This is a genomic window from Paenibacillus sp. MT86 (assembly GCF_058792535.1).
This window is the reverse complement of record NZ_CM179499.1, coordinates 5,630,532-5,652,405: the sequence shown is the minus strand read 5'-3', so window position 1 is coordinate 5,652,405 and position 21,874 is coordinate 5,630,532. Positions and strand designations below refer to the sequence as shown.

The 21,874-nt window shown below is 48.1% G+C and carries 32 protein-coding genes; all 32 read left to right on the top strand.

Annotation, left to right across the window (positions count from 1 at the left end; all coding sequences use genetic code 11):
* Positions 1 to 99: 99 nt before the first annotated feature.
* The 32 genes from AC3RCL_RS25490 (at position 100) to AC3RCL_RS25335 (ending at position 21,868) form a co-directional block, all read left to right on the top strand.
* Positions 100 to 1,014 (top strand): DnaD domain-containing protein, encoded by a 915-nt coding sequence (locus tag AC3RCL_RS25490; protein WP_492532759.1) that lies wholly within the window; start codon positions 100 to 102, stop codon positions 1,012 to 1,014.
* The gene (locus tag AC3RCL_RS25485; RefSeq protein ID WP_492532757.1) at positions 1,007 to 1,366 is read left to right on the top strand and encodes a hypothetical protein; all 360 of its coding nucleotides are present in this window, start codon (positions 1,007 to 1,009) and stop codon (positions 1,364 to 1,366) included. The genes AC3RCL_RS25490 and AC3RCL_RS25485 overlap by 8 nt, the downstream gene beginning before the upstream one ends.
* Positions 1,367 to 1,372: 6 nt before the next feature.
* Complete coding sequence (locus AC3RCL_RS25480) at positions 1,373 to 1,717, top strand: hypothetical protein (RefSeq protein WP_492532756.1); 345 nt, start codon at positions 1,373 to 1,375, stop codon at positions 1,715 to 1,717.
* 256 nt (positions 1,718 to 1,973) lie between these two features.
* Entirely contained in the window at positions 1,974 to 3,254 is a 1,281-nt protein-coding gene (locus AC3RCL_RS25475; protein WP_492532754.1) for a PcfJ domain-containing protein, read from the top strand.
* Positions 3,251 to 4,165: a DUF3102 domain-containing protein gene (locus AC3RCL_RS25470; protein WP_492532753.1), complete on the top strand. Its 915-nt coding sequence runs from the start codon at positions 3,251 to 3,253 to the stop codon at positions 4,163 to 4,165. Before AC3RCL_RS25475 ends, AC3RCL_RS25470 begins: the two co-directional genes overlap by 4 nt.
* A gap of 270 nt (positions 4,166 to 4,435) precedes the next feature.
* On the top strand, positions 4,436 to 4,636 hold the full coding sequence (locus tag AC3RCL_RS25465; protein ID WP_492532751.1) for a hypothetical protein: 201 nt from the start codon (positions 4,436 to 4,438) through the stop codon (positions 4,634 to 4,636).
* Positions 4,637 to 4,658: 22 nt separating this feature from the next.
* Positions 4,659 to 5,081, top strand: coding sequence for a hypothetical protein (locus AC3RCL_RS25460; protein WP_466044700.1), 423 nt, complete (start codon positions 4,659 to 4,661; stop codon positions 5,079 to 5,081).
* Positions 5,082 to 5,480: 399 nt separating this feature from the next.
* Positions 5,481 to 5,705 carry a type II toxin-antitoxin system HicA family toxin gene (locus AC3RCL_RS25455; protein ID WP_113061613.1) on the top strand — a complete coding sequence of 75 codons (225 nt, stop codon included), beginning with the start codon at positions 5,481 to 5,483 and terminating at the stop codon, positions 5,703 to 5,705.
* Between the two features lie 47 nt (positions 5,706 to 5,752).
* The gene (locus AC3RCL_RS25450; RefSeq protein ID WP_113061614.1) at positions 5,753 to 6,121 is read left to right on the top strand and encodes a type II toxin-antitoxin system HicB family antitoxin; all 369 of its coding nucleotides are present in this window, start codon (positions 5,753 to 5,755) and stop codon (positions 6,119 to 6,121) included.
* Between the two features lie 46 nt (positions 6,122 to 6,167).
* Positions 6,168 to 6,476: a Com family DNA-binding transcriptional regulator gene (locus AC3RCL_RS25445; RefSeq protein ID WP_492532748.1), complete on the top strand. Its 309-nt coding sequence runs from the start codon at positions 6,168 to 6,170 to the stop codon at positions 6,474 to 6,476.
* A gap of 118 nt (positions 6,477 to 6,594) precedes the next feature.
* On the top strand, positions 6,595 to 7,143 hold the full coding sequence (locus tag AC3RCL_RS25440; RefSeq protein WP_113061615.1) for a site-specific integrase: 549 nt from the start codon (positions 6,595 to 6,597) through the stop codon (positions 7,141 to 7,143).
* A 157-nt stretch (positions 7,144 to 7,300) separates the two neighbouring features.
* On the top strand, positions 7,301 to 7,666 hold the full coding sequence (locus AC3RCL_RS25435) for an HNH endonuclease (protein WP_492532745.1): 366 nt from the start codon (positions 7,301 to 7,303) through the stop codon (positions 7,664 to 7,666).
* On the top strand, positions 7,653 to 7,844 hold the full coding sequence (locus AC3RCL_RS25430; RefSeq protein WP_492532743.1) for a hypothetical protein: 192 nt from the start codon (positions 7,653 to 7,655) through the stop codon (positions 7,842 to 7,844). The genes AC3RCL_RS25435 and AC3RCL_RS25430 overlap by 14 nt, the downstream gene beginning before the upstream one ends.
* A 76-nt stretch (positions 7,845 to 7,920) precedes the next feature.
* Positions 7,921 to 8,406 (top strand): phage terminase small subunit P27 family, encoded by a 486-nt coding sequence (locus AC3RCL_RS25425; protein WP_492532741.1) that lies wholly within the window; start codon positions 7,921 to 7,923, stop codon positions 8,404 to 8,406.
* Complete coding sequence (locus tag AC3RCL_RS25420) at positions 8,387 to 10,180, top strand: terminase large subunit (protein ID WP_492532739.1); 1,794 nt, start codon at positions 8,387 to 8,389, stop codon at positions 10,178 to 10,180. Before AC3RCL_RS25425 ends, AC3RCL_RS25420 begins: the two co-directional genes overlap by 20 nt.
* Positions 10,181 to 10,199: 19 nt before the next feature.
* Complete coding sequence (locus tag AC3RCL_RS25415) at positions 10,200 to 11,474, top strand: phage portal protein (protein WP_492532737.1); 1,275 nt, start codon at positions 10,200 to 10,202, stop codon at positions 11,472 to 11,474.
* Complete coding sequence (locus AC3RCL_RS25410) at positions 11,475 to 12,077, top strand: HK97 family phage prohead protease (RefSeq protein ID WP_492532735.1); 603 nt, start codon at positions 11,475 to 11,477, stop codon at positions 12,075 to 12,077.
* A gap of 43 nt (positions 12,078 to 12,120) precedes the next feature.
* Positions 12,121 to 13,287 (top strand): phage major capsid protein, encoded by a 1,167-nt coding sequence (locus tag AC3RCL_RS25405; protein ID WP_492532733.1) that lies wholly within the window; start codon positions 12,121 to 12,123, stop codon positions 13,285 to 13,287.
* Between the two features lie 37 nt (positions 13,288 to 13,324).
* Positions 13,325 to 13,720 carry a hypothetical protein gene (locus AC3RCL_RS25400; RefSeq protein WP_492532731.1) on the top strand — a complete coding sequence of 132 codons (396 nt, stop codon included), beginning with the start codon at positions 13,325 to 13,327 and terminating at the stop codon, positions 13,718 to 13,720.
* Entirely contained in the window at positions 13,720 to 14,262 is a 543-nt protein-coding gene (locus tag AC3RCL_RS25395) for a phage gp6-like head-tail connector protein (protein ID WP_492532729.1), read from the top strand. The genes AC3RCL_RS25400 and AC3RCL_RS25395 overlap by 1 nt, the downstream gene beginning before the upstream one ends.
* 116 nt (positions 14,263 to 14,378) lie before the next feature.
* The gene (locus tag AC3RCL_RS25390; RefSeq protein ID WP_492532727.1) at positions 14,379 to 14,735 is read left to right on the top strand and encodes a hypothetical protein; all 357 of its coding nucleotides are present in this window, start codon (positions 14,379 to 14,381) and stop codon (positions 14,733 to 14,735) included.
* Between the two features lie 2 nt (positions 14,736 to 14,737).
* Positions 14,738 to 15,085 carry a hypothetical protein gene (locus AC3RCL_RS25385; RefSeq protein ID WP_492532725.1) on the top strand — a complete coding sequence of 116 codons (348 nt, stop codon included), beginning with the start codon at positions 14,738 to 14,740 and terminating at the stop codon, positions 15,083 to 15,085.
* Complete coding sequence (locus AC3RCL_RS25380) at positions 15,072 to 15,560, top strand: phage neck terminator protein (RefSeq protein ID WP_492532723.1); 489 nt, start codon at positions 15,072 to 15,074, stop codon at positions 15,558 to 15,560. The genes AC3RCL_RS25385 and AC3RCL_RS25380 overlap by 14 nt, the downstream gene beginning before the upstream one ends.
* Positions 15,553 to 16,548 carry a DUF3383 family protein gene (locus AC3RCL_RS25375; protein WP_492532721.1) on the top strand — a complete coding sequence of 332 codons (996 nt, stop codon included), beginning with the start codon at positions 15,553 to 15,555 and terminating at the stop codon, positions 16,546 to 16,548. Before AC3RCL_RS25380 ends, AC3RCL_RS25375 begins: the two co-directional genes overlap by 8 nt.
* Positions 16,549 to 16,564: 16 nt before the next feature.
* Positions 16,565 to 16,963, top strand: a complete 399-nt coding sequence (locus tag AC3RCL_RS25370) for a phage structural protein (protein ID WP_113061630.1) — start codon at positions 16,565 to 16,567, stop codon at positions 16,961 to 16,963.
* A gap of 38 nt (positions 16,964 to 17,001) precedes the next feature.
* Entirely contained in the window at positions 17,002 to 17,298 is a 297-nt protein-coding gene (locus tag AC3RCL_RS25365; protein WP_492532719.1) for a hypothetical protein, read from the top strand.
* Complete coding sequence (locus AC3RCL_RS25360) at positions 17,273 to 17,461, top strand: hypothetical protein (protein ID WP_492532717.1); 189 nt, start codon at positions 17,273 to 17,275, stop codon at positions 17,459 to 17,461. Before AC3RCL_RS25365 ends, AC3RCL_RS25360 begins: the two co-directional genes overlap by 26 nt.
* Positions 17,462 to 17,509: 48 nt before the next feature.
* Positions 17,510 to 19,855 (top strand): phage tail tape measure protein, encoded by a 2,346-nt coding sequence (locus tag AC3RCL_RS25355; protein ID WP_492532715.1) that lies wholly within the window; start codon positions 17,510 to 17,512, stop codon positions 19,853 to 19,855.
* Entirely contained in the window at positions 19,842 to 20,363 is a 522-nt protein-coding gene (locus tag AC3RCL_RS25350) for a phage baseplate protein (RefSeq protein ID WP_492532713.1), read from the top strand. The genes AC3RCL_RS25355 and AC3RCL_RS25350 overlap by 14 nt, the downstream gene beginning before the upstream one ends.
* An 8-nt stretch (positions 20,364 to 20,371) precedes the next feature.
* A complete protein-coding gene (locus tag AC3RCL_RS25345; RefSeq protein WP_113061650.1) occupies positions 20,372 to 20,698 on the top strand; it encodes a phage baseplate plug family protein in 327 nt (108 codons plus the stop codon).
* Complete coding sequence (locus AC3RCL_RS25340; RefSeq protein WP_492532710.1) at positions 20,691 to 21,479, top strand: phage protein; 789 nt, start codon at positions 20,691 to 20,693, stop codon at positions 21,477 to 21,479. Before AC3RCL_RS25345 ends, AC3RCL_RS25340 begins: the two co-directional genes overlap by 8 nt.
* Entirely contained in the window at positions 21,476 to 21,868 is a 393-nt protein-coding gene (locus tag AC3RCL_RS25335) for a Gp138 family membrane-puncturing spike protein (protein ID WP_492532708.1), read from the top strand. The genes AC3RCL_RS25340 and AC3RCL_RS25335 overlap by 4 nt, the downstream gene beginning before the upstream one ends.
* Positions 21,869 to 21,874: the final 6 nt, after the last annotated feature.

Genomic DNA, 21,874 nt, shown 5'->3' with positions numbered 1-21,874 from the left:
TTTTTGGATCAACGTCACGCTTATGTCACGCGTGACGTTGCCGTGACAACAAGAGCATGTCACAGATACATGCAACATAAGCCGGGAGGAGGTCACGTTTTGGCGTGGATTGAAAGTCACCAGGCATTGGCCCAACATCCCAAAACTAAAAGGTGTGCACGTAAATTAGGTATCACTATACCAACAATGATTGGGCACCTTCACATGCTTTGGTGGTGGGCGTTGGAATACGCCCCAGATGGTGAATTATCAAAGTTTGAACACGACGATATTGCTGATGCAATGCAGTGGGACGGTGATCCAGACATGCTGATTCAAATGCTCATTGATGCAAGATTCGTTGATCAGGTGGGCAATGAGCTGAATATCCATGATTGGTTTGAATATGGCGGACGGCTCTTTGATAAAAGGGAGAAAAACAACGAGCGGAAGAAAAAGTCACGCGAAAAATTAAAGCAATTAAAAGAAAGTCACGATAATGTCACGCGTGACACATCTGTGACTGATGATAGTGTCACAGGGCTACAAGACAAACACAACATACACAACAATACAGAACATAACCAACATAACCATACAGAACAACAACCAACAGAACCAAACCCGATCAATCCAGTCGGTAGTAGTCGTCCTGAATTTGAGACGAATCCTTATAGGATGTTTGAAAATGAAGGATTCGGGACCATTAGTCCAGTGATCAAAGATCAGATCGATGACATGTTGATAACCTACGGTGGACGTTGGATTTGTGAGGCAATGAAGCGAGCTGTAGTAGCCGGTAAACGAAAGATATCCTACGTTGAAGGCATTTTGAAAAACTGGAAAGCCGAAGGCATTGACGAACCTTGGACAAAGGAGCAGCCAAAGAAACGGACAGGCTCTCAAAGTAGATCAGGGAAACCCTCAATCCCTATCACGACTAACGAGCCACCATCCGACACGAAAGTAACTGATGAACAAATGGCTGAGATGATGGAGTTTGCACGCCAGATGTCGGATAAACCAGATGCGTAAATATTGGCTTAATAAAATACAGGCAAAAGAATCCGGTATGCCTTGTCTGATCCCTCGACAGATCGAGATTAACGGTGAGTGGAAATGGGAAGGCAAATGGGCGGGTGCGCCTGAACCTGTCGCTGATATACTGCTGCCGTATAAGCGCTGCTCTCAACTTGGTTGCCCGGTAGGCGTGAAGGAAAGGCCTTCAGCATACGTATACTGTTCCGGTGAACTGAGCAGTTACCGTTATGTGCCGCTGTGGTCGAGGTTTATAGAGCAGATCGATGTGAGTAAAGTGAATGATTTGGAACTACGTGTATTGAACCGCCGGAGAGGCGATGGAGTAAGAGATAAATCGAAAGGGTGAAGTGAGATGGAACAAGCAGTGAAGAAGCTGCAAGACGAAATCACGAGCAGCCAAAGCAACCCCTATATCCAGGTTATCGGTAACTTTTTGATACAGCATGTACAAGCCAATCCAGACTGTGCACACAAGGTCATAGATAAAGACAAGAGTATTTCCAAGAGTCTGGAAGCGATGAAGAAAGAGGCCATGAAAAAGCAATCAAACGGTATGGCCATGTTAACGGATGCGGAAGGATATGCGATTGTCTTGAAATACTTCGGGATCGAGGGAAAGCCTGTCAAAACTGTACAAGTCATTCAACCAGAACCTGAAGTTTCAAGATTCGATGTAAAACTTGATGAGTTCTTGTGAGGTGAGCGTGATGAACTATGAAGAATTCAAAATGCATTTTCCTACTCAGGTCAGTAAGCGATTGGTTCGATATGTGACAGACACCGTTTTAAAAGATAGTCGGTATTTGTTTTACAAAACAGTAGTAGGCGTTCAATTTGCTTACTGCACTCATTGCAAAAAGCGGCATAGGTCTGAATCGAAGTTGAAGCATAAGCAATTGGTATTAGCAACCTGCCCACACTGCAAGTCCAAGTGTAAGGTAAGGTCATCAGGCATGGGGAGAAAAAAAGTGCACGATGAGGCCGTACTGGTTTGGTACGAAAAATCAAAGGTCAACCCACAAGCTATTACGGCAAGAATCATTTCAGTGGTCCGAGATTACAGTGGAGATTACAGAGAGGTTCAAACCCAGTACAACATCAGTTACATGTACTTGTTTGAACCAGGTAGAAGCATCATGTTTTCAGGCTATTCGAAACTTAAAGGTAAGAATGTCTATTCAGGATTTGATATTTCGTTTTCGTCTAGATTCTGGAGCAAGCATGTATCGAAGGACAACATTAAACAGGCAGTTAAAGGAACCCCATTTCAGTATTGTACTTGGGAAAAATATACGAGATATCCGAATTATCGATACATCTCGGACATGACAGAATTTTTTGACCTAGCATCCAGATATCCATGTATTGAATACCTGACCAAGACGGGATTTGAGAACTTGGTATTTGCGAAGCTAATGAGAGATCAGACTTATGGAGCGATTCACTGGAATGGTAAAAACATCTTTGAAGTTCTTCGGTTGAATAAGTCGGAACTGAATGAAATTAGAAAGTCAAAAATGAAGCTTAAGCCTATAGAGCTTAGATACTACCAAAAGTCAAAAAAGAAAAATCTTGAATTAAGTATTCAAGAGGCTGTGATGCTTTCAGAATTAGAGACACCAATATTCAAAGAATACATGGATGATATTCAAAAATTAACATCAGAAAAGAAAGCTGTGAAGTACATTCTAAAGCAGCTTCGGACCGATCAGTATAGGCATGGTTATAACGTAGTTGTGGATTGGAAGGATTATATGTCCCAATGCAGAGAGTTTAGGATTGATCTTTCAGAAGAGAAAAATCTATTTCCTAACAATCTCCATAGCGCCCATACCAAATTAACTGCTCGTATGAAAATGAAAAAAGACAAGGTTATAAACAAAAAAATCATGGATAGAACGGAAGCATTAAGAGGGTACTGTTTTGAGAAAAACGGTCTTTTGATAAGACCGGCAGAATCAACAGCAGAGTTATTCATTGAAGGTAGGTATTTACAGCATTGTGTTGGACAATACGCGGATCAGCACGCCTCTGGAAGAACCGCAATATTTTTTATACGAAGATGTGAAGAACCGGACAAACCATTCTACACATTGGAATTGCGGGGAAATCAAATTGTACAGTGCCAAGGATATAAACGTGTTGCAATGACACCAGAGGTTGAGAACTTTGTGAATCTATTCAAACAAGAAAAGCTTATGTCAAACAAGAAAAAAATGGAGGTTGCCGTATGACAACACAAATCATATTACGTTCACCCGAGGTTATCGCCGCTGAAATAAGATCCATCGACCAACAAGCAAGGCAGTATGTACTTCAATCTGCTATTGATATTGGCAAAAAGTTAAAGGAAGCAAAAGAACTTGTTACCCACGGAGAATGGGGCGGCTGGCTCCAAGACAATGTAAATTACAGCCAGTCAACGGCCAATAATTTCATGCGGGTGTCGGAAGAGTACGAGAATTCCCAAACGCTTGCGAATTTAAGTTATACGCAAGCTGTCGCGTTACTCTCCATTCCTGCCGAAGAACGGGAAACCTTTGCGGAAAAGAACAAGGTAGAAGATTTGTCAACGAGAGAATTGCAAACCCTCATAAAAGAAAAAAAGGCACTGGAAAAACAATTAAAGAAGGCAAATGAGCAGACTGAATATGAACGACTGGAACGCGAAAAGCTGGAAAGCAGCCTGACCGAAATGCAACAGCAGAACGGCATGAACTATGAGCTTGCTGAACGTTACAAGGCCGATCTGGAAGCAGCTCAAAAAAGTGGAGATGTCGAGCAGGTTAATGAGATTCAAGCCAAACTGAACGAAAAAGAATCTGAGCTTGTGGACACCAAGAAGAAAATAAAGGAACTTGAAAAACAGCTCAAGGCCAAGCCGATTGACATCCCGACAGCTGAAGTTATCGAAAAGGTTCCTGAAGATGTGGAGAAAGAGTTGGCCCAGCTGCGAGAGCAAGTGAAGCGAAACGAAAACAAAGCCATGGCCAAATTCGCTGTGATTTTCGAAACGGTAGTCAAGGACTTTGATAATCTACTTGGTGCACTATATGAGATCAAAACGACAGCTCCTGATGAACACACTAAATATCTGAATGCAGTCACTGGCCTGCTTGGACGAATGTCAGATAAAGCGAAATGAGTACCCTTATCCCAAAAGCAGCTCAAATGGTCGATGACGCACTAAGTCCATTGATTCGTAAAGGTTGCAGGATTGAGAATTTGAAGCTGGTGGTTTGCCCATCAGCTCCGATTTCTCAAAAAAAGACGATAGATACTAGGTTCGGAGTATTACGGGTAGAACCTGGCATGTATGTTCCAAAAGGGGTGGCTTACTTAATTGAAGATCCACTCCGGAAAGGATTTGGATTTGCTTGGGTTTCAAAGAGGAAAGAAATCAAGGAGGCGTGACATGAGAATCGAAAAATTAAAAACTGGCCGAACATACGTGTATCGTAATGGATTGTTGCGCCGGTTAGAAAAACTAGAAGAAAAAGACGGTACTTTCTCGGCTGGCTTTATACCGATAGATCGAAAAGGAAACGAAGGGCAGCTGCGATGGTCGAAAGCCGAAACGTTCGCTCATCGAGCGTTGGGCGAGGCGAAAGCATAATTATGAATGAAAGGAGCCAACTATGGGGGCAGCGGTGGTTCAAATGGAAATATACCCAAGCGTGACGGAATCCGAGCGAAAAACGGTGAAAAAACTATTGACCAATTATCCAAAGCTTTCCCGTCAGGTTAATGATGTGAGGCGGAGAGATCCAGAAACCCTAACGCCCCAGCAGCAAAAGGTACTAAATGAGGGCGGTCGGATATTAGATGAAATAAATGTTGCTGTTGGGCTGATTATAGATGAGGAAGTAAAGAAAATTTTTGAACATAGATACATCAAAGGTGTTAAATATTCTGGAACGATAGACGCATTCTGGTCAGAGCGTGGCCGTAGTGAAAAAACGATTGACCGCCGAATCGGGGTCGGGGTAGATACCATTGCGGAACATTTGAAGTTATGTGGAATCATTGGGAAAAGTGACGGTAAACTGACGCTGGAATGACGGCGGTTTGACGCCAAAGTGGCGGTGGATTAGTTATACAGTAGGCACATAGAGAGGAACTCAACCTCTCCGGTGTGCCTACTGCCCGTTATCGCGGTAGGAACTCGGCCGCGCTGTGGGATGGAACGATTCATCCTTAGACGTTCATCGTCAAGGGTTCGGTGTGAGGTGGGGTTTGATGCCCCGAATCCGCTCCATCCGGGCGGGATAGAAATACGGATTTTTTCATGGCCTTCAGGTTTAGGTAGGTTCGAATCCTATCAAGGCCAACTAACAAAGGTTTCATAACCTTCTCCTATAGCTGCCCTTTCGGGGGCAGCAATTTTATTTACAAATGATGAATAAAACATTTGCATAGTGATATCATATATGATATCATAAAGATATAGGAGGTGAGCAATGGCTAGGATTGATAAGTTAGTCGAAAAAATGAAAAACCGCCCTAACGGGATACGGTTTGAGGAATTAGTGAAGGTACTCGACCATTACGGATACATACTGATACGAACCAGAGGTTCACATCACATCTTCCGAAATGAGAGTGGCGACACGTTTCCCATACCAAGGCAAAGTCCCGTTAAAGCGGTGTACGTCATAGACGTACTGGAGAAAATAGGGGAGTGACAGCTCCCCTGCTTCTCCAATTCTCATTTTATCCTAGCCTAAATTGAATGGCAAACCAGTCCAATAGCAAAAAAGATTTAGCGTATTACTTGGCACTTCCTTACACCATGCAGATTAGACACACAGTTGATGAAAGTGGATCTTACTATGTGGCTTCTGTTCTGGAATTGGATGGATGTAAAAGCCATGGAAATACGCCGGAGGAAGCATTGGCCATGGTGAAAGATGCTATGGTGGGTTATTTGGAAGTAAAACTAGAATTCGGTGATAAGATTCCAGAGCCGGTTGAAGAACATGCATATAGTGGGAAGTGGCTACAACGGGCTCCAAAATCTTTACACAAGCAGCTGATGGATGAAGCTGCAGCGGAAGGGGTTTCCTTCAATCAATACTGCTTGTATAAATTAAGTCGCTGATAAGCGGCTTTTTTTATTTCATTTGAAAGGGGATGGAAGAGTCATAATGCTTGAGGATTTTCGATGTAGTAAATGTAATAAACTTCTTGGTAAGATAGAGGGCAAAGCGGAGATTGTATGCACACGATGCAAAGTGCTCAATGCTTTCGATACATCATCTCAACAATGTAAGGAATCAAGGGCTAGGTGGTATGATGAACGGTGGGCAATAACCAGAAAGAGAAAGGTAGATGCAGATAGCTGCTCACAATGCAATTCATTATCCAATGACGGCACTCATGATCGATGTAAGCTGTACGGTAATGCTATCATCCTTGATGTAAATGAAAAGAACTGTGAGCAAAGTGTTCGATGAACCAGAGACCCAAGAGGCCCAGTGTTCAGTTAGCCAATTCCATGGCTACTGAGCGCTGGGCTTTTTTTATTTCCACTATTATTCCCGAGGTATTGGGAAATCGAAATGAGGCGGTGATATGAAATTTGTTCAGCCGGTCCGAGACCAGGAGGTCTTAGAGGACATCAAGGATTTTCTAAGAGCAACCAACATGAGGAATTACATTATGTTTTCGATTGGCATAAACACAGGCTTTCGGATCAGTGACATCTTGCGATTACGTGTAAGGGATGTCATGGGTTCGCATATCTCCATTACAGAGAAGAAGACGGGCAAGGGAAAGCGTGCACTCATTCAGCCGGATTTGAAACGGGACTTGAATGACTACATTGCCGGGAAGGCTCCGAACGAATACCTGATTAAAAGCCGGGAAGGGTGGAACCGTCCGATTAGCCGATCCATGGCCTATAAGATCATGCGGACCATTGGCGATGAATTCGGCCTTTCGGAAATAGGTTGTCATACACTTCGAAAAACGTTCGGATACATCTTCTATTATGAGACGACCGACAAGGATATCGGAATGCTGATGAACTATTTCAACCACTCTTCTGAGAAGGTCACCTTACGTTATATCGGGGTCGAGCAGGACAGCATGGATGCAGCGTTAAAACGGCACAGGGCTTGATCAGTTCTCCATATTAAGGATAGGTGGAATTCATTTGACTGAACAGGTTCAAAGGCTTACAGGGCAAGGTAGAGCGGTTAGATAACGAGTTACACACAATGTACAGTATGAGTAATTCAAAAGGGACATTATGTAACCCTTGAGAGGGTGATTTCAGGTGGGGTTATCGCCTAAAAAACCATGCAAGAAACCTGGATGCGGTGAGCTGACCAGAACGGGTTTTTGTTCCAAACACAGTGCATTAGAAAGAAGATACGACCAAGAACGCGAGTCATCGGCAAAGCGTGGTTATGGTCATCAGTGGCGTATAGCTCGGGTGAACTTCTTAGCAAAGAATCCGCTGTGCGTGCTGTGCCATCAGGCTGGACATGTTACAGCTGCCACGGTAGTGGACCACATCACGGCCCACAAGGGAGACATGAAACTATTCTGGAATCCCGAGAACTGGCAGGCGCTGTGCAAGTTCTGTCATGACGCTAAGACTGTTAGAGAAGATGGAGGGTTTGGGAATGGACGAGTTTAATTTTCCGTTGATTCAGAAAATCAGTTACCTAGATCAGCTGACTAAGCTTCTGAATGCTGATTGTTTAAGTGCTTTAGGGCAAGCAAGTTTCCTTGGGAGAGTCGAAAAAGTGTGTGACTCAATTGAGGAAGAGCTAGGTCTGGCAGAGGCCCCCCAGGGGTCAGAAAAAAATAATTAAATCCCTATAGACCGCGGCCCCCTCAAATGCAAAAAAATGTCCCCGTAGTGAAATCGGGAAAAAAGGAGGGAGAACATTGGCGAATCCAATTGTGAATTTCAATCATATGCAAGTGGGGAAGAAAGGCGGCGGAAAAAACTGGACCAAAAAGGAAGTGGAGGCCAGAGAGGAAGCGGCGAAGAAATTCAATCGAAAGAAGAAGCTCAAGCTGCGTATTCCTGAATGGTTGGATGACTCTGCTCGAAAGGTATGGAGAAAAACGGTGAAGGACATGGAGGAATTCGGTGTCCTGGATAAAGTGGATGAGGATGTACTGGGCATTTACTGTGATGCCGTGTCCAAGGTCCAAGAAGCGAACCGGCTTATTGATGAGCATGGCTATACCGAAACCAATAAATCAGGCATCCAGGTTCCAAATGCGTATGTCCAAATGTCGCAACGTTATGCAGGCATCGCCCTATCCTATTCTAATAAACTGGGATTGAATGCAGAGTCTAGGGCGCGGCTTGCAAAACGCCAGGTGGATGGGGAGGATGATCAAAATGCAGAACTCTTCGATTGATTGGGAGGATCTGCATCCAACACATCAATACGCCGCCGAGGTTGTTTTAGGTAAACGTCTGAGCTGTGAGATGGAGCGCCTTGCTTGTCAGCGTCATTTAAACGATCTGCAGCGGCAAGCAACGCCTGACTTTCCTTACGTTTTTGATGAGAGCCGAGCCGACCGTATTTTTGATTGGTTCGAACGCTGCTGCCGTCATGTACGAGGGCCATTTAGCGGGGACCTTATTCAGTTGCTTCCTTTCCAGAAATTTGATTTGGGCAGTGTGTACGGCTGGGTACATATGGATTCAGGCAAACGCCGGTTTCGTAAAGCGTTCCACATGCGGGCAAGGGGGAATGTAAAGTCCACGGAAATGAGCGGACTGGCTCTGTATGGCATGATGGGCGATTGTATTTATCCGCCTGGCGATCCTACGAATAAGCGGTACGAAGATAGCCCGGAAGTTGAATGTGCGGCTGTCGATAAGCAGCAGGCGAAACGGGTTTGGTTGGATGCAGCAAAGATGGGGGAGAACAGCCCGGACATTGCCAAGCGCCTGAACATCAAAAAAACCTACGTGGAACACCGCTCCCGTGGCGGCTGGATGCGACCGTTATCCAAAGATACCAAGAACAAGGACTCCGGCGCTCCGTGCCTGGTCATCATCGATGAATATCACGCACACCCGACCTCTGAAATCGTGGATGTCTCCTATTCCGGGTTCGGGAAACGGCTTCAATCGCTCATGCAGATCATCAGCACAGCGGGAAAAGACGCTGAAAACAGTCCATGCAAAAAGGAATACGATTTTTTATGCATGATGATGCGCGGCAACCGACCCATGAATGAAACCTATTTTTGTATGATTCGGGAGCTGGACAAGGAAGATGACCCGCATAATGAGGCATTATGGCCCAAAGCGAACCCGATTTTGCAGGAAGAAAACGAATATTCAGAAGAATTACTGAAGCAAATCCGTGTAGAGCATGACGAGGCGTACCATTCCAATGATCCGACGAAAATTAGGGAGTGGTTAACCAAACGCGTGAACCGCTGGCAGTCTGACAGCGATCAGAAATACATGACCAGTGAGAATATGAACAAATGGAAGTCCCTTGCCGTGTCGCAAGCGGACTTTTTTAAGTTGGTGCGCGGCGTGGAGGTTTGGAGCGGTCTGGACTTATCGAAGACGACCGACTTAACCGCCGCTGGTTATGTGTTCCGCTTACCCGAAGGACGTTACGCCGTTACAGCTCATGGATTCATGCCAGAGCAACGGGCAACGCAGCATGAACACAGTGACCGGGTACCCTATCGCCAGTGGGCAGAAGAAGGGTGGTGTACCCTGACGCCTGGTGAGGTGGTGGACTATAGCTTCATTCAGTCCCATATGCAGAAAATGGAGCAGGATGAATTCTGGTTTGTGAAGGAAGTTTGTTACGACCCCTACAATGCCACGCACTTTACGCAGCAATTGGAGGCGGAAGGGTACGAGCGGGTCGAGATCCGCCAGGGCGTACAGACGCTTTCGGAGCCGACCAAGTTTTTCCGTGAATTGATCCTGCAGGGCAAGATTGTTCACGATGGAAGTCCACTCTTAACCTGGTGCCTGGCCAATGCTATTGAGGTTATCGACAACAACGGCAATATCAAGCTAAGTAAAAAGCATAAAGACGACAGTCAGCGTATTGATTTGGTCGCGGCGATCATCAACGCCATGGTTCGGGCGATGGTTGGCGGTGGCCGCATCGATTTGAACGCCCATATCATGGATGAAGACTTCTCGTTCTAGGGAAGGGGGTGAAAAACCAATGAAAAAAGGCGTCTTCCGCCGCTGGCGTGAACGGCGTTCAGATGATGATTCGCTGCTAAATCCAAAGCAATGGCTTTTGGATCTCTTTGGCGTGTCCAACACGACCAGCGGGGAGAGAATCACCAATGACAAGGCGCTGCTGAACAGCAACGTCTATACTTGCGCGTCCATTTTGGGCGGGGATATCGGAAAGCTGCCTTTCCAGGTTTTTAAAAAGAAAGGAAGCGGGATCGAAAAGGACACATCCCATCCGGCATCCCAGTTGCTTGGCGCACGCTCGAATCCATATATGAGCGCCTATATCTTTAAAGAGCTGATGCAAGTCCATGTGACGGTATGGGGCAATGGATATGCCAATATCGAATGGGAAACCAGCGGAAGCAATAACGGTCGGCCAAAAGCGCTATGGCCCCTTGACCCTTCCAAGACGGATGTTCATGTGGACAATGTGACCGGGGAAGTTTGGTATGTGACTACACTCCCGAGCGGTGAAATGCACAAGCTCCGGCATACCGATGTTTTACACTTCCGATCCATCAGCAAAAGCGGATTGAAGGGGATTACACCCATCTCGGTCATTCGGGAGGAATTGGGCGTACAGCAAGCACAGCGTAAGTTTCTAGGCTCCTTCTATGCAAATGGAACAGCCACACGCGGCATATTGCGGCTACCTCAAGGAACTTCCCTGGACAAGCCTGCCAAGGATAAGGCGCGGGATGAATGGCAAAAGGCGAATTCCGGACTGAATAACGCGCACCGCATCGCGATTTTGGATGCTGGGATGGAGTACCAAAATTTAGGCATGCCCCTCAACGATGCACAGTTTATTGAGACAAGCAAATTCGGCATTAGTGAAGTCGCTAAGATTTACAAGGTGCCAGGTTACAAGCTGGGCCTGACGGACGTCAAGTTTTCCAATATGGAAAACCAATCTTTGGAGTATGTGAAAAGCACCCTGCAGCCGATCATCACGAATTGGGAACAGGAGTGTGATTTTAAGCTGTTCACGGAACAAGAGCGCCGGAGGTATTACACGAAATTCAACGTTGCCGGGGAACTCCGAGGCGACAGCGCCAGCCGGGCCGCTTATTACAAAGAAATGATTGCCATGGGTGCCTACAGCATTAATGAAGTCCGTGAGTTGGAAGAGCGGGACAACATCGGGGAGATGGGCGACCGTCATTTTGTCAGCCTGAACTATGTCAGTCTGGAAAAGATGGACCAATATCAAGCGCTGAAAGCCGGTCTGAAAACCGAGAAAGGAGGTGAGTAGATGGATGAACAGGTAAAGCTGTTTATACCAGCGGATAAAATTGAAATTCGAAGCACCGAAAATGAGGGAGGCGCTACAACCCGAACCGTCGTCGGTTATGTCGTCAAGTTCAATCAGCGGAGTCAGCTGATTTGGGGCGAATTTTATGAACGGGTGGCGAAAGGAGCTTTTGCACGCAGCCTGCAAGAAAATACGATTAAATCATTTTGGAATCATCGGAGCGATTTTGTTCTCGGTTCTACCAAAAATGGAACGTTGCGGTTATGGGAGGACGAGGTAGGCCTAGCCTTTGAACTGGACTTGCCGAATAACAGTTGGGGAAATGATGCCTACGAGTCCATTCAGCGTGGGGATGTAGATGGGGTTAGCTTTGGATTCTATGTTCGAAGTGATTCATGGCAGTATCTGAAAGATGAAGATGTGTATGAGCGAACTTTGCTTGATGTGAACTTATTCGAAGTTTCTCCCACTCCTTTTGCCGCATATCCAGACAGCGAAGTCAATAAGCGAAGTGTTGAGCAGCTGGGCATTACAACCAAAGAACAGCGAAAGCATGAAAAAGAAAAATTGTTACTGGAACTTGACCTGTTAGCTATCGTCTAACGGGTCTTTTTTATATCCAAATCCAATATACGGAGGTACCACCATGGACGAAAAAGAACGCGAATTACGCCAGAAGCTGGCACAGAAATTGGAAGAAGCCCGCAGCCTGGCAGGCGAGGGGAAATTGGATGAGGCCAGAGCAGCGAAAGATGCGGCCCAGGAGCTTAGAAAGCAAATTGAATTGCTGGTTGAAATCCGTGAGAGCGACACGACAGCCGTAACAACTCCGATTGTCGAGCCGGAAACACGGACCGAAGGCCAGGACAAGTCCGCACAGTATCGAAACGCCTTCCTCAAAACCCTTCGAAACAAACAATTGACTTCGGAAGAACGAACATTGATTGAGGAAGGTTTGGAAGAAGTCCGCGCCGGCATGCAAGGGGGGACGGATGAGGATGGCGGTTTGCTTGTGCCAAAAGACATCAGTACCCTCATTAATGAAAAGAAAAGGGATTTAATTTCCTTGGAAACTTATATTACCGTGGAGCCGGTTTCCACGCGAAGCGGTTCCCGTGTGATTGAGAAAAACGCAGATATCACCGGATTTACCGAAATTACGGAACTGACGGATTTGGACGACATGGACAATCCGAAATTCGCACCGCTTTCTTACAACATCAAGGACCGCGGGGGGATTCTTCCACTCAGTAATAGCTTGCTGCAGGACACGGACCAAAACCTGATGTCCTATTTGGCACGCTGGATTGCCAAAAAATCGGTCGTGACCCGGAATCAACTGATTCTGACTCTACTGAACACTAAAACGAAGGTTCCGCTTGCGAGTCTGGATGATATCAAACATGTATTGAATGTGGATCTGGACCCAGCGATTAGCCAGGGAGCTATCATCCTGACGAATCAGGACGGGTTCCACTATCTTGATACACAAAAAGACAGTGACGGCCGCGATCTGCTGCAGCCAAATCCTTTGAATCCGACTCAAAAAATGTACAAGGGAAAACCAATCGTTGTCATGGCGAACCGTTTCTTGCCAAGCGCAGGCACGACCACCAAACTGGCGCCTATGATCATCGGGGATCTGAAAGAAGCTGTCGTCTTGTTTGATCGGCAGCAATATTCCATCGCATCCACGAACGTCGGCGGGAAGTCCTTTGCCCGTAATTCGACAGACGTCCGTGCCATTCAGCGTGAAGATGTAAAGGAGTTTGACTTAGACGCCGTGGTGTACGGTCAATTGACGATTAACTAAAGGATGAGGGGCCTAGCCCCTCGATTGGAGGGATAGCATGTACGCAACCAAAAACTATAAGGAGCCCGGCGGTCAACGCTGGGTGATTCAGGGTGAACTTGCTTTGGAAGGCGAGGGGAAAATCACAAGGGACGGAAAGGCACTTGTCCTCGGCGCTGACGGCTCGACAGGACCGAAAGGGGCGGAAGGACCCTCTGCCTACGATATCGCCGTAAAACAGGGATATAGCGGCTCTGAGAAGGAATGGCTTGCTTCTCTCATTGGACCTGCAGGGGAAACGGGTCCGCAAGGTGAGAAAGGCGAAAAAGGGGAGCCAGGAGCCAAAGGTCCGGCAGGCCCTAAAGGAGATCCGGGATTCCCGACAGAAGCCCAGTGGAATGAGTTAGTTGGTCGTGTGGCTGCACTTGAGGCATTGCAAGGGGGCAAGGGTTAATGTTGACCACATTACCCCGTCTGAAAGGAATGTTAGGCTCAGTGGCCGATACGTGGGGGGATGACATGCTGACGCTGCAAATTGCGTCAGCCTCTGCTTCCATTGAAAACCGCTGCAAACGACAATTCAAAAAACAGCGTTACACGGAACAGATTAGCGGGGATGGGAGATCCAAGTACATCAACCTTCGGAATTATCCGATTCATAGCGTCGAATTCCCAAGCGATTGGGATTATCGGTTGCTGGATGATGGCAGGGTGTACCGTGAAGCGGGGTGGCCGACAGGTGACCATAATATCCAAGTCAACTATATCGGTGGGTATGTGCTTCCAGGCGATGCTACGACCGAAGAGCCGCGCACGCTCCCGGAACCATTGGAGCTGGCTTGTTTGCTTTTCGCGCAGCTGCTGCTTCGAGATCCGGGTATCCGGTCGGAACGGGTGGGAAATATCAACGTCACCTATGCAGATACGGAAGCAGATGGGCGCTTGCCTTCGGCGGTCGAGTCGTTAATTTTGCCTTACGTGGGGCTCTGGGTATGAGCAGAAGGAGACGCACTCGCTATAGACGCGCGAATGTCGAGGTTACCCAGTTCATGAGTCCCCTTGATTTGATTGATCGGTTCATGCCCCTGGTGTCCAAGGAAGTCCATATAGGAATGCAGGGAGATGAAGAGCTTGCGCTCATCGCTGGCGTGCATGAATATGGGTCCGTCAAAATGAACATTCCTGCCCGTTCTTTTGTGGGAACTGGGAAAAAGAAAGGCCAGGTGCCCATAGGCAAGCTGGTCCGTAAATCGTTAACTGACATTGCCCTAGGCAAAATGAGAGCAGAAAGGTTACTGCAGGAAATAGGGGAGCTGGGTCTGGATCGGATGCAAAAGAATTTCGACCGGATCAAGCAGCCCGGCCTATCCCCTATTTACGCACGCCGTAAGAGCGGCAAGAAACTGCTGATTGAAGATCAGGACCTACGAAACGCCTTAACCTTTGAAGTGACAAGAAAAAGGAGGTAGACATGCGCTTTCGCTTTAGTCGCATCCTGCGAAAATACGAATTGCCATATACCCTCATCCGCCAGGTTGAGGGCCATTATGATTCCGTGGGGGTCTATGTGCCACCACAAGATATCAAGCTGCCCCTGAGAGGTTCGGTGCAGCCGATGGGGGATTCATTTCTGCAGGAAGATGGTGGGAAGTACAACGAGGACGACCGCATGTTGTTTTCCTCATACCACCACCAGAACGGGGATGTCATTGAGTTTGAAGGGCGACAGTACACCATCCACATGGATGATAACTGGTCCGCCTATGATGACGTATCCGAATACAAAATGAAACGGGTGAGTACGCATGATCCAGTTTGAGTTGATTCGCCAGGTTCTTATAGAGGGCTTGAACACTCATTTGGGTGTACCGGTCATTGAGTTGGATGGCAAGGGAAAGCCGCCCCCGTTTCCATTTATGACGTATAGCTTTACCGATGAGGGAAGCCCCATTGGTCATATGGCGGTAACAGCTGAAGGGGATAGGCTTATTCATTCCGGCACGGCCACGCTCAGTGTGGCCTTCCAAAGTTACGCCAAAAGCCGTCTGGAGAGTGTGAACCAGGCCAACCGCGCCCGTGATTGGCTCATGACGGACGGACATTGGCTCCTGAAGGATATGGCGGGCGCGGTTATCACCGAGGTGGGAGCCACCCAAAATAATGATCTGCAGATTGGGGAGGAATGGGAGCGCCGGAATGGATTTGAACTCAATTTACGCGCGCCAAACGTCATTGTCCAAGCTTTACAACCAATAGAAACAGCGAATTTGAAAGGAGTAGATACACATGGCTAAAGATGTAACGGTCATTATTGACATCGAGCGCCCAACGCCAAAGCTTGGATTTGGTAAGCCCCTCATCCTGGGTACAAGTATGACGGGTTCCGCATACAAAACCTATGCGGACCTGGAAGGGGTGAAAGTCGATTTTAACGAGTCTACCGAAGAGTACAAGGCCGCGAAGGCGTTACTGAGCCAGGGGGATGATTCCCCGGCCGAGATTGCGATTATGTGCCGGAAGACCGATCAGCCACTATCGGAAGTTTTACCGGGGGCGTTTGACCAAGATTGGTATTTCCTCATTGCCACCACAACAGATATCGACAATGTGGGCGACATTGCGGAAGCCATCGAGCAAAACAATTCACGACAATTCTTTATCCGGTCGTCCGATCTGATGGATGTGGGTGTGCTGGCCGGGACGGATCACAGCCGCAGCACGGTCCTTTATCACAAAGACATCACCAATTACCCGGAAGCCGCTTGGGTGGGCCGGGCCGGTTCTGCTGACGTGGGTTCCTTGACCTGGAAGTTTAAAGGACTGACGGGCATTGCACCCATGCAAGTATCAGACACAGAGCTGCTTGCGATTCATGCAGCCGGAGCGAACACCTATGTAACCAAGGCCGGGAAGAACCAGACGAGTGAAGGCAAGACACTCAGCGGGGAGTATATCGACATCATTCATGCGAAAGATTACGTCAAGTTCAGCATCGAGCATGGTGTTCAGACGCTATTAAACAATGCGCCGAAGATCAGTTTTGACGATACCGGTATTGCTCAAATTGAGGGTGTGGTACGGACGGTGCTGCAGCGTGCGTTTAACCAGGGCATTATTGCAGCGGATAAAGATGGCCAAGCGCTGTATGGAACCAATTTCAAAGGCCGGGCCGAAGTAGATCCAGCAGACCGCGCCGCACGGAAATACACGGGCGGGGAATTCTGGTTTGAGCTGGCCGGAGCGATCCACGAAACAACCATTCGCGGCCAAATCAGACTATAAGGGAGGATGAAATAAGATGCCACAAGCTACAACTTTTGATGCCAAGTCCGTCACGGTGACGGTTGGCGGTGTGTTTCTGACGGGGTTCGCTGAATCCATGGTCGAAATCGAAAAGGATGAAGACAACTACGAGGTCAAGGTAGGGGCGCAAGGCGATACCGTGCGGACAAAGGTAAATAATCCACTCGGTACCATCACGGTAACGCTGCTGCAGACAAGCCCGCAAGTGGCGTATCTGGACAAGCTGGCCAACACCGGTGAGCTGGTGCCGGTATCGGTCATCAATGCCGGACCGCCTAAAGAGACGGTGACGGTTTCGGAGGCGTTCATTAAAAAGCCTGCATCCCGCAGTTATGGCAGTGAAGCGGAGGACCGCGAGTTTGAATTCCAGTGCATGGACATGTTGTTCAACTAATCAAATACAAAATCTAAATTAGAAGAGGATGATTATCAATGGCAAACTTCAAACAAAAGAAATTCACAGCTAAAAACGGAACCGTATATACCTTCCAGCATCCGGGAGTACGGAACGTCACGAAGATTACGGACCGGGTGAAGAACAAACACGGCGTCCCGTTGGATGAAAGGCTGGCTGATGAAATGTTGACACATGTGGTGGTCGAACCGAAGGTGCGCATGGAAGACTTTGAATCCTACACCGATTTGACCGAAGTGGTAAGTGAGGCCTTTGCCTTTATTACCGGCAGAGAACAGGAAGCAGCCGATGACGATCAGCAAGCAGGAAGCTAAAGAACGGGCAAGCCGAAACTGGCTGCAGTGGCGTTTGCTGCTTAGTGATATGTCCATCACTTACAGTGATTTAGATCTGATGGACGATGACGATATCTTAGAAGCAAATGCAGCGCTGGATTTGTATATGGAACAGCAAAAGAAAATGGAAAAACGGAAATAGACGTCCATCATCGGGCGTCTTTTTTGCTGTTTCGGGAGGTGATACCACATGGCTGGCGGAATCATCGGGAATTTGATGTATGCCGTAGGCTTTAAGGTCAATACGAATGGGCTAGGCGATGCAGAGAAAAAAACGTCCATGCTGACCAAAAGTGTGGTCGGACTTGGCCTGGCTGCATCGGTAGCAGCTGCAGGGATTGGGATTGCCGGTATAGCAGCCGCTAGTGATTTTGAAAAATCGATGTCTCACATCCAAATGGCCACGGGCGCTGCTGCAGAGCAGATGGAAGAGACGCGCGAAATCGCAAAAGACCTTTATGCGCAAAACTTCGGATCGGATTGGCAGGATCTAGGCAGCTCGATTGCAAGCGTGCAACAGATTACCGGAGAGACCGGGGATGAGCTGGAAAGCACAACCCGGAATGCATTGCTGCTCCGGGATGCTTTTGGCATTGAGGTGAACGAGTCCGCGCGTGCTGCCAAGACGATGATGGAGAACTTCGGCATCTCATCCGAAGAAGCGTTTAACCTGGTAGCTCAAGGGACACAGAAGGGTCTTGATTTCTCGGGTGAGCTTATCGATACCATCAATGAATATTCGTTGCAGTTCAAGGCGCTTGGTTTTGATGCTAACGAAATGTTTGATACGTTGGCAGCGGGATCAGCAGAGGGCGCATTTAATTTAGATAAAGTAGCGGATGCCGTCAAAGAATTCGGTATCCGGTCCAAGGATGCCGGAGACAAAGGCGCGATTGAAGCGTTCGAAATGCTCGGACTTAATGCGGATCAAATGATGCGCACCTTTGCTGCTGGCGGACCAGCTGCGAAAGATGCATTTACGCAGATTACCCAAATGATTGGGGATATTGAAGATCCCGTAGCACAAAACACCGTAGCGGTGGGTTTATTCGGGACCCAGTTCGAAGACCTGCAGAAAGATGTCATTACGGCTATGGGGTATGTGGATAGTCAGTTTGATATGACCAAAAACAGCATGGCCGAGCTGAATAAAATCAAGTTCAACAAGCCGGGTGAGGCTTTTGCTATGTTCGGCAGGCAATTAGAAACCGGTATCCTTATCCCGATTGGGGAAAAGATGCTGCCGTTTCTGAATCAGTTTGGCCAATGGATGTCCGATCACAAACCGCAAATTGAAGCGATCGGGAATGCGATCGGGGATACCATCGGGAATGCGATTACGTTTGTCGCGGATAAGGCGAAAGCGATATATGAATTTATCAGTGGCAATTGGGAAACGATCCGGGAAACGGTCATGGATTTGGGCATTGCCATGATTGCCCTAAAGGGAACCTTTGTGGCTATGAAGATTGTCAAAACGATTACGGTACTCATGAAGGCATTCCGCGCCGGTACGCTGGTGGCCACAGCGGCCCAGCTAGGTCTGAATGTGGCGATGCTGGCAAATCCCATGACCTGGATTGCTGTCGGGATTGCCGCCGTCATTGTCGGCATTGTGTTATTGATCCGGCATTGGGATAAGGTCAAAGCAGTCATGGGCCGGGTTTGGAACTGGACGAAATCGGTATTTGGTGTGATTGGTTCCTGGTTTAAAGCGCGTTTCAATGAAGCTTATACCGGCATTGTCGGTGCCTTTGGCAAGGTGGGTTCTTGGTTTAAAGGCATTTGGGAAGGGATTAAAGCTGTCTTTGCGAGTGTTGGTTCTTGGTTCGGTGGAATCTTTACTGGAGCCTACCAAGCCATAGTCAATGCATTTGGGGCTATTGGCGGCTGGTTTAGATCCAATTGGGAATCCACCAAAATGGTCTTTTCCACGGTCGGGACCTTTTTCGGCAATATCTTCACGGGTGCGTATGAATCTATCAAAACCGCATTCGGCGGTGTCAAAGATTGGTTCGGTAGTCTATGGGAAGGCATCAAAGGTGGTTTCACGGGCTTTATTAACACCATGATTAGTGGCATTAATAGACTCATCAATGGACTCAACAAGATCCAGATTTCCCTTCCGGACTGGGCAGGCGGTCAAGAGTTTGGTATTAACATTCCGAACATTCCGATGTTGGCCAAAGGCGGCATCGCCACCGGGCCGACACTGGCCATGATCGGGGAAGGAGCCGAGAGCGAGGCAGTATTACCACTCTCCAAATTGGAGGGCTTGCTGCAGCAGCCGCGAGCGCCAAAAGAAGCACGCCTGGAACCGGCCGCGCCAGCTCGTTATACGCCGACTACTGCCGCGATGCCACCGATTGAAATTACGATCAACGTTCCAGCAGGTTCCGGTAATGGCGGAACGGCAGCTGCAGAACATACGGCACAGGTGATTGCCGCCGAAGTGAAACGCCAGGTACAAGAAATCTTTGAAAGTGCCGGGCGCATCTTGAACGTACAGGGGGCGGCGATCCATGGCAACAATTAACGGGCAGTACATTTTGATTGAAACCGAGGACCCGGTGTATGCCAACGAGGTAACCGAGCAGCCGGTGGAAAAAGGGGTTGCTATCTCGGACCATGTGCAGCGGCTTGGCCGCTCGATGGCGCTTACTGGGTATGTGGTAGGTCCGAATGCATCGAAGATCCGCGCAGACCTCATTAACCTGTCAGACAAGGGCAAGCTGGTCAGTTATGTTGGCCGGAATGCGTTTGTTGGGGTAATCACGGATTTATCTACCAGTCACACCTACCAGGTAGCCAATGGGTACGCGATTTCCTTCACGTTAAAGGAGATTCGCGTGGCCGAAACATCTGCTGCAGGCAAACTGCCTGCCCCTGTTCGTTCCCAGGCTGCACCGATTATCAATTCAGGTACCAAAAAGAAAAAATCGAAGGCCAAGAGCAAATCCGGTAAAAAAAGCACGTCCAAGAGCAAGAAAGAGAAGGAAGTAACGCAGAAGGTCAAATTTAAACCGGGAAGCAAGTGGGGGTGATTGGGGATATGGAGTATGTGGACATTGAAAAGGAATTAATTCCGTACCGGTTTGACATCGACATTGCCGAAGAGACGTATACCTTTGAGGTCCAATACAATGCAGAGCATGACTTTTTCACGGTCGATCTTGAACAAGATGCCGAAGTGCTGGCGGTCGGGGTCAAGCTGGTCTATGGTGTGCCGTTATTTGGAGATATCCAGGATTCCCGATTCCCCGCCTATCCGCTGCTGCCGCTGGATTTGGCCGGAGAAAGCCAAGCGGTTACCTGGGAAACATTGTCCGAGCGCGTATTTCTGTATGTGATTGATGAGGGGGCGGTGAGTGATGGCTAATTTCGGTCGTGTGGTGGAAGTGATGGTAGCCGGGATGACCTTTTCCATGGACAAGTTCAACATAGAAGGCACCGTCCCTTTTGATGATGATACCTTGCCTAATGAGTCCGAGATTAAAATATGGAACCTCACAGCCGAGACCATTAATAAAATCAAGCGTGGCGACACGCTGATGATAAATGCCGGTTATGTTGGGGATGTGGGTGTCATTCTCCATGGATTTGTTTCAGCCGTGCGCAGTCGCCGGGAGGGCGTAGACAAGGTGACATCCATCTATGTCATAGATAGTGAGGATCTGAGCAAGCGCACCCTGAAAGACGTCAGTTACAAAGAGGGGACGTTGGCCAGCTACATTATCAAGGACATGGCTGGCCAGATTGGATTGCCGATTGCTCAATTTGAGCTGGTGAGGGATTACCGGTATATGGACGGTTACACTGCATCCGGTGAGGTAACCGGCATTATTGCCAAAGTGGCGGAAGACTGCAAAACTGCTGTGTATATCAATAAAGGTCGTTTATATATCCGTAACCTCAAGCGTGGTGCTGACAACCGTTTCAAACTCTCTGCAGACACGGGGTTAATTGGTGTGCCGGAATATCAGGAGGATGACGAAACCAAGGGCTATCAAATTACCTCACAGCTGCAGTACCGAATTACAACCGCATCCGTGGTAGACCTGACCAGTCAAACCTTCACAGGTCGTTTGTATGTTCGCAGCGGCGCCCATACGTTTTCAAGAACCGGAGACTTTACCACCGCTATGGAGACCATCTTATGAGCCGGAACGACCCAGCGGGGACGCTGGCCCGGCTCCTTAACGGTCATACAGGTAAACAGTCAGGCGGTATTCACGTTGCGGCCATCTGCCGCGTGCTGTCCTTTGATTCATCGACCTGCAGGGCAACGGTGCAGCCGCTGATTCGCAGCGGCAAGGATGATCCCGCCCCGATTACGAATGTGCCTGCAGTCGGTCACCGGTATTCGGTCAATGGCGGAACCGAGCAGGTATACAAGCCTGTTCTTCACACAGGAGATGTGGTACTGGTGGTGTATGCCGATCAAGAGATTAAAAACGGATTGGCCGGACAAGTGGCCAGCCCGGACAGCTTGCGCCAGCATGATAAAAATGATGCGGTGATAGTCGGGATTTTCCCTGGATCACTGTAGGGGGGA

Excerpts from the sequence above, each read along its gene's own strand:
- AC3RCL_RS25485 (WP_492532757.1), top strand. The coding sequence starts at position 1,007 with ATGCGTAAATATTGGCTTAATAAAATACAGGCAAAAGAATCCGGTATG.
- AC3RCL_RS25480 (WP_492532756.1), top strand. The coding sequence starts at position 1,373 with ATGGAACAAGCAGTGAAGAAGCTGCAAGACGAAATCACGAGCAGCCAA.
- AC3RCL_RS25475 (WP_492532754.1), top strand. The coding sequence starts at position 1,974 with ATGGGGAGAAAAAAAGTGCACGATGAGGCCGTACTGGTTTGGTACGAA.
- AC3RCL_RS25470 (WP_492532753.1), top strand. The coding sequence starts at position 3,251 with ATGACAACACAAATCATATTACGTTCACCCGAGGTTATCGCCGCTGAA.
- AC3RCL_RS25465 (WP_492532751.1), top strand. The coding sequence starts at position 4,436 with ATGAGAATCGAAAAATTAAAAACTGGCCGAACATACGTGTATCGTAAT.
- AC3RCL_RS25460 (WP_466044700.1), top strand. The coding sequence starts at position 4,659 with ATGGGGGCAGCGGTGGTTCAAATGGAAATATACCCAAGCGTGACGGAA.
- AC3RCL_RS25455 (WP_113061613.1), top strand. The coding sequence starts at position 5,481 with ATGGCTAGGATTGATAAGTTAGTCGAAAAAATGAAAAACCGCCCTAAC.
- AC3RCL_RS25450 (WP_113061614.1), top strand. The coding sequence starts at position 5,753 with ATGGCAAACCAGTCCAATAGCAAAAAAGATTTAGCGTATTACTTGGCA.
- AC3RCL_RS25445 (WP_492532748.1), top strand. The coding sequence starts at position 6,168 with ATGCTTGAGGATTTTCGATGTAGTAAATGTAATAAACTTCTTGGTAAG.
- AC3RCL_RS25440 (WP_113061615.1), top strand. The coding sequence starts at position 6,595 with ATGAAATTTGTTCAGCCGGTCCGAGACCAGGAGGTCTTAGAGGACATC.
- AC3RCL_RS25430 (WP_492532743.1), top strand. The coding sequence starts at position 7,653 with ATGGACGAGTTTAATTTTCCGTTGATTCAGAAAATCAGTTACCTAGAT.
- AC3RCL_RS25420 (WP_492532739.1), top strand. The coding sequence starts at position 8,387 with ATGCAGAACTCTTCGATTGATTGGGAGGATCTGCATCCAACACATCAA.
- AC3RCL_RS25415 (WP_492532737.1), top strand. The coding sequence starts at position 10,200 with ATGAAAAAAGGCGTCTTCCGCCGCTGGCGTGAACGGCGTTCAGATGAT.
- AC3RCL_RS25410 (WP_492532735.1), top strand. The coding sequence starts at position 11,475 with ATGGATGAACAGGTAAAGCTGTTTATACCAGCGGATAAAATTGAAATT.
- AC3RCL_RS25405 (WP_492532733.1), top strand. The coding sequence starts at position 12,121 with ATGGACGAAAAAGAACGCGAATTACGCCAGAAGCTGGCACAGAAATTG.
- AC3RCL_RS25400 (WP_492532731.1), top strand. The coding sequence starts at position 13,325 with ATGTACGCAACCAAAAACTATAAGGAGCCCGGCGGTCAACGCTGGGTG.
- AC3RCL_RS25395 (WP_492532729.1), top strand. The coding sequence starts at position 13,720 with ATGTTGACCACATTACCCCGTCTGAAAGGAATGTTAGGCTCAGTGGCC.
- AC3RCL_RS25390 (WP_492532727.1), top strand. The coding sequence starts at position 14,379 with ATGCAGGGAGATGAAGAGCTTGCGCTCATCGCTGGCGTGCATGAATAT.
- AC3RCL_RS25385 (WP_492532725.1), top strand. The coding sequence starts at position 14,738 with ATGCGCTTTCGCTTTAGTCGCATCCTGCGAAAATACGAATTGCCATAT.
- AC3RCL_RS25380 (WP_492532723.1), top strand. The coding sequence starts at position 15,072 with ATGATCCAGTTTGAGTTGATTCGCCAGGTTCTTATAGAGGGCTTGAAC.
- AC3RCL_RS25375 (WP_492532721.1), top strand. The coding sequence starts at position 15,553 with ATGGCTAAAGATGTAACGGTCATTATTGACATCGAGCGCCCAACGCCA.
- AC3RCL_RS25370 (WP_113061630.1), top strand. The coding sequence starts at position 16,565 with ATGCCACAAGCTACAACTTTTGATGCCAAGTCCGTCACGGTGACGGTT.
- AC3RCL_RS25365 (WP_492532719.1), top strand. The coding sequence starts at position 17,002 with ATGGCAAACTTCAAACAAAAGAAATTCACAGCTAAAAACGGAACCGTA.
- AC3RCL_RS25360 (WP_492532717.1), top strand. The coding sequence starts at position 17,273 with ATGACGATCAGCAAGCAGGAAGCTAAAGAACGGGCAAGCCGAAACTGG.
- AC3RCL_RS25355 (WP_492532715.1), top strand. The coding sequence starts at position 17,510 with ATGGCTGGCGGAATCATCGGGAATTTGATGTATGCCGTAGGCTTTAAG.
- AC3RCL_RS25350 (WP_492532713.1), top strand. The coding sequence starts at position 19,842 with ATGGCAACAATTAACGGGCAGTACATTTTGATTGAAACCGAGGACCCG.
- AC3RCL_RS25345 (WP_113061650.1), top strand. The coding sequence starts at position 20,372 with ATGGAGTATGTGGACATTGAAAAGGAATTAATTCCGTACCGGTTTGAC.
- AC3RCL_RS25340 (WP_492532710.1), top strand. The coding sequence starts at position 20,691 with ATGGCTAATTTCGGTCGTGTGGTGGAAGTGATGGTAGCCGGGATGACC.
- AC3RCL_RS25335 (WP_492532708.1), top strand. The coding sequence starts at position 21,476 with ATGAGCCGGAACGACCCAGCGGGGACGCTGGCCCGGCTCCTTAACGGT.